The following is a 14,061-nucleotide window of genomic DNA, read 5'->3' as shown; positions in this document are numbered from 1 at the left end:
CCAAAAAATGGACCATTCCCCCACCATCGCCCATCGCTTTGCCAGCCTCAACCTGCTGCTTCGTACGGGCTTTTTTTCCTTCGCCTTGCTGGCAGTCCTATTCCCAGTCTTTGGACAAAACAGCTGGCCAAAGGACATGTTTGCCAAAAATGGCGCGAAAATCACGGTGTACCAACCCCAGCCGGAGTCGCTGACGGGCAACGAGATCTCGGGGCGTTCGGCTTTTTCGGTAGAAGAGACACCCGGTAGCGAGCTGGTATTTGGCGTGTTTTGGTACTCGGCCATCATGAATACTGACCGCGACACCCGGCTCATGACCCTGGAAAGCGTGAAAATCACCGACGTGAAACTGCCCGGGATCGATGAAGCGGAGAAAATATCCAAACTAAAATCGCTACTGGAAAGTGAGATTCCGCTCTGGGGTTTGGAATCCACCATCGACGAAGTCACGGCCACCATCGAGACCGAGCAAATCAACGTAAGCGAGGGGCTGAAAAACGAAGCGCCCGAGATATTCTACTCCGAAGAACCCACCCTGCTGCTGCTTTTTGACGGGGAACCCAAGCTGGAGCAGGACAAGGATCTCAAGATGAACCGGGTGATCAACACCCCCTACCTCATCGTGCAGGCTGATGACAACAAATACTACCTCTTTGCCGGACAAGGCTGGTACGTGTCTCCCCAAGTAAAAGAGGGGTATGTCCTGACTTCAAAATTGCCGAAAGCCATCAGCGAGGTGGACAAGCAGATCAAGGAGCAGCAAATCGAGAAGCCAAACTCCAAGGCCAAAGCCCCTAAAAAAGTCATTTCCAGCACCACTCCCGCCGAGATCATCCAGTCTGAGGGCAAGGCCGATTTTGCCAACATCGAAGGCACAGGTCTGCTGTACATGTCCAATTCGGACGACAACATCTTCCGATACCTAGACGACCAAAAGTACTACCTCCTCCTCTCGGGCAGATGGTACAACTCCGCCAAGCTGGAAGGGCCCTGGGAGTACCTTCCGGCTGAAAACCTCCCGGCGGAATTTGCCAAAATCCCCGAGACCTCTCCCAAAGGAGGGGTTTTGGCAAGCGTCCCTGGCACGCAGGCGAGCATGGACGCCATCCACGACGCCCAAGTGCCGCAGACAGCCAAAGTAGATCGGACGAAGGCGACACTCGAAGTCACCTACGACGGCGAGCCGAAGTTTGAAGCTATAGAGGGGACAAAGCTGGATCTGGCGATGAACACCAAAACTACCGTCCTCCGATCTGGCAAAAAATACTACGCCGTGGACAATGGGGTTTGGTTTGTCGCCGACGAGGCCACCGGACCATGGAAGGTGAGCGACGAGCGGCCCAAAGACGTCGAAGACATCCCGGCAAGCTCTCCGGCATACAATGTGAAATATGTCTATATCTACGAAAGCACGCCCGAAGTCGTCTATGTGGGATACACCCCCGGCTACATGGGTAGCTACGTCTACGGCCCCACAGTAGTGTATGGCACCGGCTACTACTACAATCCCTGGTACGGCCCTTACTACTATCCCCGTCCCGTGACCTTTGGCTTTAGCATGCACTACAATCCCTGGACCGGATGGAGCATGGGCTTCCACATGAGCTATGGCTTCTTCAACTTCGGCTTCTACGGAGGCGGGGGATACTGGGGACCGGGAGCCTACAGACCGCCCTACTATGGAGGAGGAAACCGCGTCTTTATCAACAACGGGGACATCAACATCGACCGGTCCAACAACATCTACAACAAGCGCAACGACGTCTCCACCCGAGACGTCCAGCGGGGCGACCGCGGTCAAAGAGCCAGCGCAGGCCAAAGACCCAGCACCCAGCCGGGTATCTCGACCAACGACCGAAACCGCACTTCAAGCGCTCGCCCATCCACCGGACAGCAACCGGCCAATCGCGGAGCTATGGCCGGTGCCGGTACCAGGGACGTGTATTCGGATCGAAATGGAAACGTGTACAACCGCGACGCCAACGGAAACTGGAGCCAGCGCCAAGGCAACTCTTGGCAGCGCACCAACCAGCCTTCGCAGATGGACCAGCACTACCAAAATCGACAGCGCAGCACCACCCAAAACCGGGGCTTCCAGCAGTCCAACAGGGCGGGCAACCTCGGCGGCTCCTACCGGGGCGGCGGTGCCCGTATGGGTGGGGGAAGGAGGAGGTAGCCATTTCCTTGTTGCTGACTTTTGGTCAAGAAAATCCCGGGAGCCTGTTCCGGGATTTTCTATTTGAACGCCTCTTGCAGTATATCCAACTCATGTCCAAACGCTTACAAGGCCATCCAGAACCTCCTTCCTTTGGTTTGCCCTGAAAATTGATTAATTTGATATTCGATTGTTTTTGTGGTTTTCCCTGATTTTTAAACCAAGCTCCTATGACCGGCCTAGCTGTACTCGACGTTTTTATCAGCCTAGTATTCATCTACCTGCTCTATAGCCTGCTGGCGATGACCGTGATCGAGTCGATCACGAGCGCCTTCAGTTCCCGATCCAAAAACCTCATTACAGGCATCGACCGCTTGCTGGCTGACGACCAGCTTTCCAATTGGTTTAACCATACTGTTGCCAACCTTTTTTGGGTCAAAACCACCAACCCACTCACCAAGGCCTTCTACGCCCATCCAGCCATCAAATACTTGGGACACAAGGGGCTCAACTCCAAGCCCTCCTACATCGGCAAGGACAGGTTTGGAAGTACGCTGATCGACCTTTTGAGAAAAGGTGCCTACCTCGACGACGTATCCAATATCTCCGCCACACTCGATATCATCCCCGAGTACGACCCCAGCCTTTTGGCTTCCAAAATCCGCGATGCGGAAATCCGCCTCAAGGAAGTCTCCGAAGCCGACACCGAGGATAAAGCCGAAATCGAAGCCGCCCAGGAACAGCTGGACCATCTCCGCCGGGAGCATTTTCAGAGAAAGGGCAAAACCAACCCCTGGGAGATCGAGGGGCTATCCATAGGCTCGGAGACCAAATACCAGCTCAAAAACCTATGGCAGCAAGCCGCAAACGACAAGGAGAAATTCAAGGCACTGATCGAAAACTGGTACGAGGAACAGATGGACCGCATCGCCGGCTGGTACAAGCGCAAAGTGACCCTTCTTACGTTCATCGTTGGTTTTGTGATCGCCGGGTTCTTCAATGTGGACACCATCAGCCTCACCACAGAGTTGGTTTCCAACGACGAGATGCGCACGATGCTGGTCGAGAGTGCATCGGCCTATCTCGCAGAGCATCCGGAGATCCCAAACTCCACCACACTACAGGAGCAGCAGATCTATCTGGACACGCTAAGCGCTCGAATGGCCAAATACAACTACGTGCTAGGGGCTGACAAAAAAAAACCTTACACCCCCTGGACTGTCTTGGGATGGCTGATCACAGCCTATGCAATCTCCCTCGGAGCTCCGTTTTGGTTTGACCTGCTAAACAAGCTCATGCAGGTACGCAATTCGGTGAAAATTCCGGCCAAAGGCGCAAACGCCGGGGATGGCGACTCCCCCGAAAATCTCACCATCAAAGCAGTAGGCTAATGGCTACCTATCCAGGCATCACGACTCTGTACGTCAACCTGCGGAGAGATCGACCCGAGGTCAACTCCCCCGTCTTTAGAACCCTCCCACCCAACTCCCAGGTGGAAATCTCCCATGCGATCGTCGGTGAGTCCTACTTGGACAGCAATATCTGGTACGTCCTGAGCAACCAAACTTTTGTCTGGAGCAAGGCAGTTTTTACCAGTTCTGAGGTCCCGCTGATAGAGAAAAAGGTGCTGGTCACCGCCGATGACATCGGCATCGTGGATGAGATAGACATCGGGGCACTCATTGCCCTGCGGGAAGGATGGATCAATTCCATCGCCGTCTTGGTCAACCGACCCGATGACCCGGAGTCAGGATACCTTAAGTCTTTTTGCCAAAAACTCAAAGACTACTCCGTCAATCCCAGCCAAAGCCTCTACGACACCACGCACATAGGACTGCACTTCACCATCACCTCCGGCTCACCGCTCTCCCACCATGCCTCCGTGGGAAGCCTGGTGGACGGAGACAACCGGTTTCTGGACTTTCGGAAATTCAACCGAAGGTTTGAGACCGAGGACTATGTCGCCCAGATCAAGGTAGAGTTTCAGGCCCAATATGAGCGTTTCAAGGAGGTTTTCGGTCGAGAGCCCGACCACCTCACCTCCCACCATGACGTACTGACCTTCAACAGGCCTTTGTTTGACTTTGTGCAGGACTGGTCCCGCAGGCACCGCGTGCCGGTCAGAACCCATCGCTACCTACCCGGCTCCAAGCGCTTCTGGTACGACACGCTGGCCCTGCTGCACGTGAACCTGCCCTCGATCCGAAGAATGGACAGCTGGGAGGAGCGCTTGGGCCCCTTCGAGTTTGACAGCTCCCAACGGACGATTGTGGACCATTACGGGCCGATTCCTCCCTTTGGCATCACTTGCTATGAATCCGCCATCGGCAAAAAGCAGCGTGCGCTGGACGAATGGATGCGGGACTTCTTGGTCAGTACCGACCGGCAGCGGGAGATCGTGATCCACCTCATGAAATCCGGCTTTCGCAGCCAATCGGACTTCGTGCGGCACTACGAGCCGCTCAAAACCTCCTATCCCGGCATAGAGATCAAATACTTCGACGGACGCGTGGCGGAGTACCTTTCCCTACAACGGCGCTGTGTCTGGAACACTGACAGATCCTTTGGGCTGCTGCCTCGGACATAGAGTGCCACCCTGCCGAAGGCTTATCCTACGATCACGGAGCGAAAAAGCCAGATCCCCATGAGGTCGGGAAAAACCTCTTACTTCCCGACAATAGCCCGAATCAAGTCTGGATAGAGCTGTGTCCCGGTATTGCGGTCAAACAGGGCAAAGCCATAGTTGCCGGCATGGCCGTTGTCCCAATAGAAGGGAACCAAACCGTGGGCTTTCATGCTGGCCGAGACGTAGTCCAAGTAGTCTTTTCGATACTGTTCATGGTCGGACAGGGCCGTTCTGGAGATCACTCCATATTCCCCTACCAGTACAGGAATGCCTTGGTCTACAAATTTCCCCTTTAGTTTTTTGAATTGCGCATCCACATGCGACTCATCACCCCATGCCGCTTTCCTGACTGGGTCGGTGGCATTTTTCCCCCATTGGCTCGCGCCGCCTTCCTCCTTCAGGACAAATTCGTAGGGATCGTAGTAGTGCACCTCCACCATCAGTCGATCATCCGTCGCGTCCTCCGGCAGGGCGAAAAAGTTGATGCCATGGTCGATGTTGGTATTGAAAGTCTGCACGACCAGGTTTCTATGGGCATTTCTGCCGCCCGTGGATCGGACTGCCTCCACAAAGGTCTGGTTGAAGGAGTTTTGCACCGTGTAGTATTCCGCTTTGGGTGTGCCGTAGTCGCCGGTCACCATCACCTCATTGGTGCCAGCAAAGAGCAGATGATCATCGTAGTGCCGGAAATGTAGGGCGATTTGAATCCACATTTTCTCCAATCGGCCGTTGACATAGGCCTGCTGTGCATAGGTGGGCTGCATCCAGCCTTCGTCCCAGTGCTGGTTGAGGACGGCGTACATCCCCTTGCCGACCACATAGTCCACCACCTCCTGCACCCGAGCCATCCAGGCTGGGTCTATGGTGAAGTCGGTAGCGTTGGCAAACTTGCTCCAAGCCACCGGAATCCGTACGGCATTGAAGCCCGCGGCTTGGATTTGGTCGATCAGTGCCTGGGTGACCTTCGGGTTGCCCCAGGCCGTCTCCCCTCCTATGGCTTCGAGGGAATTGCCCAAATTCCAGCCCACGCCCATGTCCGCGGCCAGCTCTAGGCTGCTAATATCTCGCATGCCGGTGTGGTCAGCAGGGATGTGATAGCTGGGAAACTCCGGCTCGGCAGCCGCTTGGGAGACCGTCAATGTCCGGACGATTCCTCCGCCCGTCACCCTAATGTCCAGACTTCGGACTGCCTCGTCGCTGTTTTCTTTGACGGAAAAAATGACCTCCTCATCACCAAATCCCTCCGCAGGACTCGCCTCCACCCAGTCTCCGGTCAGGATCACTTTCCAAGACACATTGCTGGCGATGGCTAAATTGAAAGTCCCTCCGCTGGCTGCTGCACGGATCTCTTCCGTGGACAGTTGGAGGCTGGCAGGTGCTTCTTCTTTTTCCCCACAGGAAAACAAAAAGACAACCGAACAGAGAACGATGGAAAATCTGGAAACGAGGCTATTCATGGGCAGTAGATACAATGCCCAAATCTACCCCGCCCGGCTTTTTCGCAGGTCCATCAAATGTTAGCAATAGGGTATCGGTTTGTTTCCGCAGGGCTATCGGAGCTGCCTCCTAGCTGTCAAAGCAGCTGAAACCCTTGAAGCTCCTGACATGGATCATTCGCGTGCAGTTGGGGTCGGAATAGACTTTGGCCAGTCCGATGACCACCTCCTGCTCCACGCAAAACCCCTTGCCTATCCTACATACCTTGCGCTCGTAGTACTCGTCGGTGACCCATCGCGTAGGCATGGGGATTGGCTTCGAACGCGAGTCCCCGGGAAGCATCATGGGAAGCTCCATGGAGCAATTCCTCGCCATAGTCGGTGGACCGACGCCACAGGTGGCCTCCTTGTACACTTTGTAGCGCACAAAATTCTTGGAAAACTCCTGGATCAGTTCTGGGGGAAGTTCCTCCTGAAACTCGTAACGATACCTCCAGCCAAAGCCGAAGTTCCAATCCTTGTCCAGACAATAGTCCAAGTCCAGCGAAAACTCCCGCTTGGCTTTTTTGGCCAGCTCCTTCCCTTTTTCTTTGGCTGCATCAGTGTCCTGCTGCTTTAGCGCCTCCTCAGCGGCACGTCCTAATTCCCGGCCCATTTCCAGCAGCCGCTCGCTAAATTCCCGAAGCTTCTCCTGCTGTTCCTTTAGCCTTTCCTCAGGAGTCTTTTCCTGGACTTCCTCCTCCAGATCGCCCACCAGATCGCCACAGGCCATCACGATCTGGTCACCGAGATTTGGCACGGCCCCGTCGATCAGATCATCCACCTGGCTCTCAAAATCAAAAAACACCTGGTCCATACAGATGTCTTCGATCACGTAGTCGAGGTATTCCCAAGGCTTCTCCACTTGGGAGACTTGAAAGGTGTACCACACGGTCTTGCCCTCGTGCTCCATGATCGGCATGGCAAACATGCCTTCCTCCGCAGGCTTGGCCTCCAGCTTGGCCAGGACGTCTGCCTGATCGGTAGCGGTCGTGAAGAGGATGCCTACCTGGGTATTGAGGAATCCAGCTACATTCTCGGCACCCAGCTCGGGAGGCGCTTCTTTTTTGATGCAGGAAAAAAGGGAAATCAACAGAATGAAAACGGGGAAAAACGATGTCTTTTTCATGGTCCTGGGGTCTATGGGATGAAACTTTACCGGGATGAAAAATCGATTCAAGGTCGGTCGACGCTTCTTTAATATAGCATTTTTAATTGGTTTTCTGATACTTACGCAACACCAATCAATCTATACAGGCCTGCAAATACCTGCTTGAACATAGGTCATCAACGACGTTGGTCTCTTATGCCCAAGCTGCGCTATCCCGAATTCCAGGCATGGCAATAGTCCCAAATCAAGGGCGAAGAACAAGCGCACTGTGGCTGGTTTTCCCTATTTTTGACCCAAATTTTACAGTCATGCCAGGATTCTTCATCGGTCGCGTCAAAAGCCTCAAGTACGCCGTCAAAGGTTTTTTTCTCCTGCTCACTACGGAAAACTCCATCATCACCCAGACTGCCATCTCCTTGGTCTTCGTGGGGATGGGCTTTTATTTTAAGATCGACCGCGTGGACTGGGCCTTGCAGTTTTTGGCCATGGGACTGGTGCTGGCCATCGAAAGCCTCAACACTGCGGTGGAAAAGGTCTGCGATTTCGTGCACCCGGACTACCACCAGAAGATCGGTTTCATCAAGGACATCGCCTCTGGTGCCGTCACCTTTGCGGTTTTGACCGCCTTCCTGATCGGGATGCTGATCTACCTTCCCTACTTTTTGTAGCGCATCCACTTTCCAGGCACCTGCCAGCCAGCATCCTGAGTTTCGTCCGAAGTCTGGCGAAGCGTGGAAAGGGAAAAACAACTGCAGGCCGGAACACCTTCATTTTGTATCGACGATGGTCTGTCCGGCGGCAAAACCAAAGGCAAAAAAGCCCACCGTCCATAAAAAAAGCGGATTAGTGTCATCGTTTTGCATCAAACAGGGAAGATTCCCCTTCCTAAACCGATATATTCGTGCCGGTTTTTATTTCAAAACCTCTCGAAAAAACCCTAATTCCGCTTTTTGCATGTCTAAAGTTTCAAATTCCCTTTTGGGCTTGCTCGCCCTCACCGCCATGGCGGGATGTAGCAAGTACAAGCCCGCCCAAACCTCCGACCTTTCCGAACTCACCGCCTATTTCTCTTCGGAGGGCATCGTGTCCGACAGCATCGGCGCGGACAGCACCGAGCTCCTCATCACCAACTTTGCCGGACCTGAGATCGTCCCCAGCCCTTCCTGCCTAGCTGTGGCATCGACTGGAGAGGTCTTTGTAGGAGTGGATATGATCGGCTCCCTGGGCAAGACTCCGGGCAAAGGCAGCATCGTCAAGCTGGTGGACAGCGACCACGACGGCACCCTGGACTCCCACACCGAATTCGTCAAGGTGGACAACCCCCGGGGAATCATCGCCTTGGACGACCAGGTGTATGTGCTCCACACGACCTTTGGAGCCGACAGCCTGGCTACAGGGATGGATCTGGTGGTGTTTGAGGACAAAAACAAAGACGGCGTGGCCGACGGCCCAGCCAAGCCTCTGATTACCGGCATCAGCACCGCCAACCAACTCCGAAGCCGTGGGACGGACCACTCCACCAACGGCATCCGAATGGGCATCGACGGGTGGATTTACATTGCCGTCGGAGACTTTGGCTTCGTCGATGCGGAAGACCGCGAAGGCACCAAGCTCACCATGCTCGGCGGCGGAATCGTCCGCGTGCGGCCCGATGGCACCGGCATGGAAGTCTATACGCATGGCACCCGAAACATCTATGATGTGGCCATCGACCCCTTCATGAACATCTACACCCGCGGCAACACCAACGATGGCGGAGGATGGAACATCCGCTTCATCCACCACCTCCAAAGCGGAGAGTACGGCTATCCGAGCTTGTTTAAGCACTTCACCGACGAAATCCTCCCTGCGCTTGCCGACTTGGGCGGCGGCTCCGGCACCGGTGCCTACTTCATGGACGACGCTCGCTGGCCAGCCCAATACAACCGGGTACCGATGATGGCAGACTGGGGCAAAAGCCAACTCTACATCCACCGTGTAGCCATGGATGGACCGAGTTTTACCCAACAGGACGAAAACTTCATCAAGCTGTCCCAGATCACCGACGTGGACGTGGATGGATCAGGCACCATGTATTTGGCGGCTTGGGATGGAGCTGGCTTCAGGGGAAATCCTGAAAAAGGCTACGTGGTACGCGTGGTACCGGTAGGATGGAAACACGAAGCCTACCCTGACCTCAAAGCAGCCTCTGTTGCCGAACTGGCCGAGCTGCTCAAAGCCACCAACTCCGTCACCCGACTGGACGCTCAGCAAGAGCTGCTGACCCGATCCAAGGACGAAGCCGCCGCCGCAGCACTTGCCGTGGCAAAAGACAACACGCTCCCTCTGGAAGCCCGAGTAGCCGCGATCTTTACCTACTCCCAAGCTGCCTGCGGCGCTGGAGTCGAAGAATTGGTCAAACTGGGCGAGGAAGACAAGCTACGCGAGTTTGCGCTCCGAGCGCTGACCGACCAGAAGGCCTGCATTTCCGGAGTTCCGGTAGACCTGTTCATCGCTGCTGCCCAAGATGCCAACCCACGAGTGCGAGCCGCGGCCATCGTTGGCTTGGGAAGATTGGGTGACAAAAAAGCCGCCGAAGTATTGCTGGACGTGCCTGTCCCGGCTTCTGCGCAGATTCCGGCCAAGGATACAGAAGGCCCTCATGCCACTCCAAACTCCGACATCGTCCTGCCCCATCTGGCGGTAAGAGCGCTCGTGGAGCTCAATGCCGTGGATGCGGCTGTAGAAGCCCTCGACTCCGACAACTACAAGCTTGCACTTTGGGCACTGCGAAACATGCACGATCCCAAGGCAGTGGACGGCCTGATGGCTGCCTATGCAGCCAGTGAGGATGCCGTGAAGAAGGCCGAAATCCAAACCGCGCTGGGACGTCTCTATCAAAAAGAAGCGCCATACGACGGCAGCTGGTGGTGGGGCACCCGTCCGGACACCCATGGCCCCTACTACAAAGCCGAAAACTGGGAGGCCTCCGACAAAATCAAGACCTTCCTCGTAGCGGAATCAAGTGCCTCAGGCGATTCCCAGAAAGCATTCTACGCAGGCCTCAACGACCGCCATCGCCTCGGTATCGTGGAGCTGGGCACTGAGTCTGCCGCTCCTGTCGTCGAGGAAACGACCGTAGATCTCGAATCCATCAAAAACAAGAAAGGACAAGTCGGAGCAGCCTCCATCGAAGATGTGATCCTCGCGGTAGGCGGCCTCAAAGGCGATCCTGTCATCGGCAAAACGCTCTTCACCAGCCAAGGCTGTATCGCCTGCCACGCCATCGAAGCTGGCCAAGTGATGAAAGGCCCATTCATGGGGCAGATCGGGTCGATCATGAACCGTGACCAAATCGTCGAGGCGATCCTCAAGCCGAATGCGTCCATCTCCCAGGGCTTTGCATCCGTGCAGATCACCACCAACGACGGCAAGTTCTACATGGGCTTTGTCACCGCAGAATCCGCCCAGGAGCTGACCATCCGCGACATCACCGGCACCGCTACCAAGCTGGAAAAGAAGAACATCAAGGAGCGTAAGGAGCTGGAAAACTCCATGATGCCTGCCGGCTTGGCCAATTCCCTCTCCTATGAGGAACTGGCCTCGCTCGTGACCTTCCTGTCACAGCAGAAATAACTTCAAAAACCGCCAACCTAAAAGCCGAGGGAGCACGTCTCTTTCGGCTTTTGTTTTTTTGGAGGGACAGGTCGGCCAAAGGCTTGCTTTCTCTTTATCCCCGAAGTGGCTATTTTCAAGCCCTGTCCGCAATTCCCGGCAAATGAAAACCCAAACCAACCTGGCGACTTTAGCGCTGTTTTGCCTTGCACTTTCCTGCAATCCCAAGGACTCCCAGGTCGAGATCCCGCCGGAAAAGCCCAAAAAGGAGTTTTACGTCGTGCCGGGGCCAGACGAACCCTTTGACACCACTATGGTCCAGAAGGGAAAAGTACTGATAGCCTACTCCGATTGCTACCAGTGCCATCGAGAGGAAAACAAAGCCAAAGGACCGTCTTTCTCGGATATCGCCCGCCGCTACCCCATCCAGGAAGCATACATCGCTATGCTGGCGCAAAAAGTCATCCGAGGTGGCTTCGGCGTCTGGGGTTATCCGGTGATGAGCGCACATCCCAAACTGTCCGCCGAGGACGCCGAAGCGATGGTTTTGTACATCCTATCACTGGATGCCGAATAGATCCGAGGCGACGATAAAAAAAGGGGTATTTCCATATCCTCCATTTTCTCGCTTACTTGAGAGCCAATCCCCAGCTTTATGATTTCAGCGCTTTTCTACTTGGCATTTCTCCTTTTCGGTTTCCAACAAGATCCCCCCATACGTGTGGAGATGGTCACCAACTATGGCACCATCGTCCTGCAGCTTTCCGACGAGACTCCCCTGCACCGGGACAATTTCGTCAAGCTGGTGAAGAAAGGGGTGTACGACAGTCTGCTTTTCCATCGGGTCATCGGGGGATTTATGATACAAGGGGGAGATACCCAAAGCAAATACGCGGACAGTCTGGCGAGTTTGGGCAGCGCCGACCTCCCCTATCAGGTGCCTGCCGAGATCGTCCCGAACTTGTTTCACAAAAAGGGTGTCCTCGCCGCAGCCCGCACCAACAATCCCCAGCGAGCGTCCAGCAGCACGCAGTTTTACATCGTGCAGGGCAAAATCCAAAACGACAGCCTCCTCGCCCACAACGAAGGCCGCATCAACAAGATGCTCGCCCGGCACTACGGCGTCAACGACCCAGCCAACAAACCTCTGGTCGACTCCCTGGAAACCGCCCGCACAGAGAAGGACTCCGTTTTGGAAAAGGAGCTGGATTTGCGCCTGAATGCCATCTTGGACACCTATTGGAATTTTGACAAATACGCCATTCCCGAAGCCCATCGGCAAGTCTACAAAACCGTCGGAGGCACGCCCCACCTAGACCAAAATTACACTGTGTTTGGAGAGGTGATTTCGGGACTGGAAGTGGTGGATGCCATCGCGGCCGTGGATACGGATGGGCGGGATCGTCCCCTCTCGGAGGTGAGGATCATCAGCATGCGGATCCTTTGAAAAATTGTAGGCTGTCGCCGCAACAAAGCGGGGTCGAAATGAGTATCTTCCCTCTAGTGCAATCCACTTCTAAACATCCCCATCATGTCAAAGCAACCTGAAGCCAAAAAGAACGAAAAGAAAGCGCCTGCGAAGTCTTTGAAAGAAAAAAGAGCTGCCAAGGCAGAAAAGAAAAACAGCAAAAAAGACTGATCCCCGATCAGCCAGCACCCAAAAGGTCAGTATAAAGGACAGCTCCCCGCTGTCCTTTTGCTTTTACCCAAATCCACTCAATACAGCTACCAGCAGCCAATCCACTAGCAAAACAAAGGGCTTGAGGAAGGCCTTTTTGGATTTCCTGTTTTTTATCCGAATTTCAGCAAAACAACTCCTTTTCTGCTTTGGGATTCTTCATTTTACTCCTGCTTATCCTGCTCAATGGCCTCTTTGCCATGTCCGAGCTCTCGCTGGTTTCCGCCCGAAAATTCAAACTCGAAAACGCGAAAAGACGGGGAAGCTCCAATGCCAAGATCGCTCTGGAGCTGTCTGAAAACCCGACCCGCTTCCTGTCCACCGTCCAGATCGGCATCACGCTGATCGGCATTTTGCTGGGTATCTTCTCCGGGGAAAGTGCCACCTCAAAGCTGACCGCCATCCTGTCCCAGGTAGAGCTGCTCGCCCCCTACGCCCAACCCATATCTACCAGCATCGTGGTGGCGGTGATCACCTACCTTTCCATCGTCCTGGGTGAGCTCTTTCCCAAGCGCCTAGGCATGGTCTTCCCAGAGCCCATCGCCATGGCCGTGGCCAAGCCCATGCGCTGGCTCTCCACGCTCGCTTCGCCTTTTGTCTGGCTTCTCAGTATTTCCAACGACTTTCTGCTGACTCTTTTTGGCATCAAAAACATCACCGAGTCCAAGGTCTCCGAAGAAGAGATCAAAGCCATCATCAAGGAAAGTGCGGAGGGAGGCGAGATCATGGGGATCGAGCAGGACATCGTGGAGCGGGTCTTTGAGCTCGGCGACAGGAGGATCAACACACTGTTCACCCATCGCTCCGATCTCGTCTATTTCAACCTCGGAGATAGCTGGGAGACCATCCGCACCAAAATCCACAGCGAAAAACACTCCGCCTACCCTGTCTGCCGAGAGGACGACCTCGACGACATCGTGGGGATGGTCTTGGTCAAAGACCTGTTCGCCCCGGGACTGGAGCAGGATTTTGACGTGCGCAAGGTGGCCAAAAAGCCACTTTTCATCAACGAAAACTCCTTTGCCTACCAGGTCATGGAGCTTTTCAAAAAGGAAAAGATGCACTATGGCATCGTGATCGACGAATACGGCAGCACCATGGGCATCGTCTCGATGGACGATGTCCTGGATGCGCTCGTCGGCGATGCCAGCGAGATGGACCAGGAGGAGTACCGGATCATCCAGCGGGGGGAAAACAGCTGGCTGGTCGATGGGCAATACGCACTCATAGACTTCGTCAAATACTTTGAGCTAAGCGGCATGCTCAAAACCAAGGGCTTCACCACCGTGGCTGGCTTGGTGATCTATAAGACCGCAAACATCCCGGAAATCGGAGACACGGTCATCGTCGAAGACCTCCAACTCGAAGTGGTGGACAAAGACGGACAGCGGATCGACAAGATCCTGGTGACAAGGATCTGAA

At 54.7% G+C, this 14,061-nt stretch carries 10 protein-coding genes; 8 read left to right on the top strand and 2 right to left on the bottom strand.

Annotated features, from left to right (window positions below):
- Window positions 1–7: 7 nt before the first annotated feature.
- From J0A68_RS06640 to J0A68_RS06630, 3 genes are all read left to right on the top strand, one after another.
- Window positions 8–2,176, top strand: coding sequence for a hypothetical protein (locus J0A68_RS06640; protein WP_206577404.1), 2,169 nt, complete (start codon window positions 8–10; stop codon window positions 2,174–2,176).
- 209 nt (window positions 2,177–2,385) lie between these two features.
- A complete protein-coding gene (locus J0A68_RS06635; RefSeq protein ID WP_206577403.1) occupies window positions 2,386–3,546 on the top strand; it encodes a hypothetical protein in 1,161 nt (386 codons plus the stop codon).
- On the top strand, window positions 3,546–4,742 hold the full coding sequence (locus J0A68_RS06630) for a ChbG/HpnK family deacetylase (protein ID WP_206577402.1): 1,197 nt from the start codon (window positions 3,546–3,548) through the stop codon (window positions 4,740–4,742). Before J0A68_RS06635 ends, J0A68_RS06630 begins: the two co-directional genes overlap by 1 nt.
- Before the next feature lie 77 nt (window positions 4,743–4,819).
- Here the strand turns inward: J0A68_RS06630 and J0A68_RS06625 are convergent, their stop codons facing one another.
- Window positions 4,820–6,238, bottom strand: a complete 1,419-nt coding sequence (locus tag J0A68_RS06625) for a cellulase family glycosylhydrolase (protein WP_206577401.1) — start codon at window positions 6,236–6,238, stop codon at window positions 4,820–4,822.
- 109 nt (window positions 6,239–6,347) lie between these two features.
- Complete coding sequence (locus J0A68_RS06620) at window positions 6,348–7,385, bottom strand: hypothetical protein (RefSeq protein ID WP_206577400.1); 1,038 nt, start codon at window positions 7,383–7,385, stop codon at window positions 6,348–6,350.
- A 290-nt stretch (window positions 7,386–7,675) separates the two neighbouring features.
- Here J0A68_RS06620 and J0A68_RS06615 point away from each other — a divergent pair, with 290 nt between their 5' ends.
- The 5 genes from J0A68_RS06615 (at window position 7,676) to J0A68_RS06595 (ending at window position 14,060) form a co-directional block, all read left to right on the top strand.
- Window positions 7,676–8,035 (top strand): diacylglycerol kinase family protein, encoded by a 360-nt coding sequence (locus J0A68_RS06615; protein WP_206577399.1) that lies wholly within the window; start codon window positions 7,676–7,678, stop codon window positions 8,033–8,035.
- Window positions 8,036–8,321: 286 nt separating this feature from the next.
- A complete protein-coding gene (locus J0A68_RS06610) occupies window positions 8,322–10,982 on the top strand; it encodes a DUF7133 domain-containing protein (RefSeq protein ID WP_206577398.1) in 2,661 nt (886 codons plus the stop codon).
- A 142-nt stretch (window positions 10,983–11,124) separates the two neighbouring features.
- Window positions 11,125–11,538 (top strand): c-type cytochrome, encoded by a 414-nt coding sequence (locus J0A68_RS06605; protein ID WP_206577397.1) that lies wholly within the window; start codon window positions 11,125–11,127, stop codon window positions 11,536–11,538.
- 78 nt (window positions 11,539–11,616) lie between these two features.
- Window positions 11,617–12,408, top strand: a complete 792-nt coding sequence (locus J0A68_RS06600; RefSeq protein ID WP_206577396.1) for a peptidylprolyl isomerase — start codon at window positions 11,617–11,619, stop codon at window positions 12,406–12,408.
- Window positions 12,409–12,788: 380 nt separating this feature from the next.
- Entirely contained in the window at window positions 12,789–14,060 is a 1,272-nt protein-coding gene (locus tag J0A68_RS06595; RefSeq protein WP_206577395.1) for a hemolysin family protein, read from the top strand.
- The last annotated feature ends 1 nt before the right edge of the window (window position 14,061 follow it).

It is taken from the genome of Algoriphagus oliviformis (genome assembly GCF_017254915.1).
In the GTDB taxonomy this organism is placed as follows: domain Bacteria; phylum Bacteroidota; class Bacteroidia; order Cytophagales; family Cyclobacteriaceae; genus Algoriphagus; species Algoriphagus oliviformis.
The sequence above is the reverse complement of the archived record's forward strand: the minus strand, read 5'-3'. Positions and strand labels throughout refer to the sequence as shown.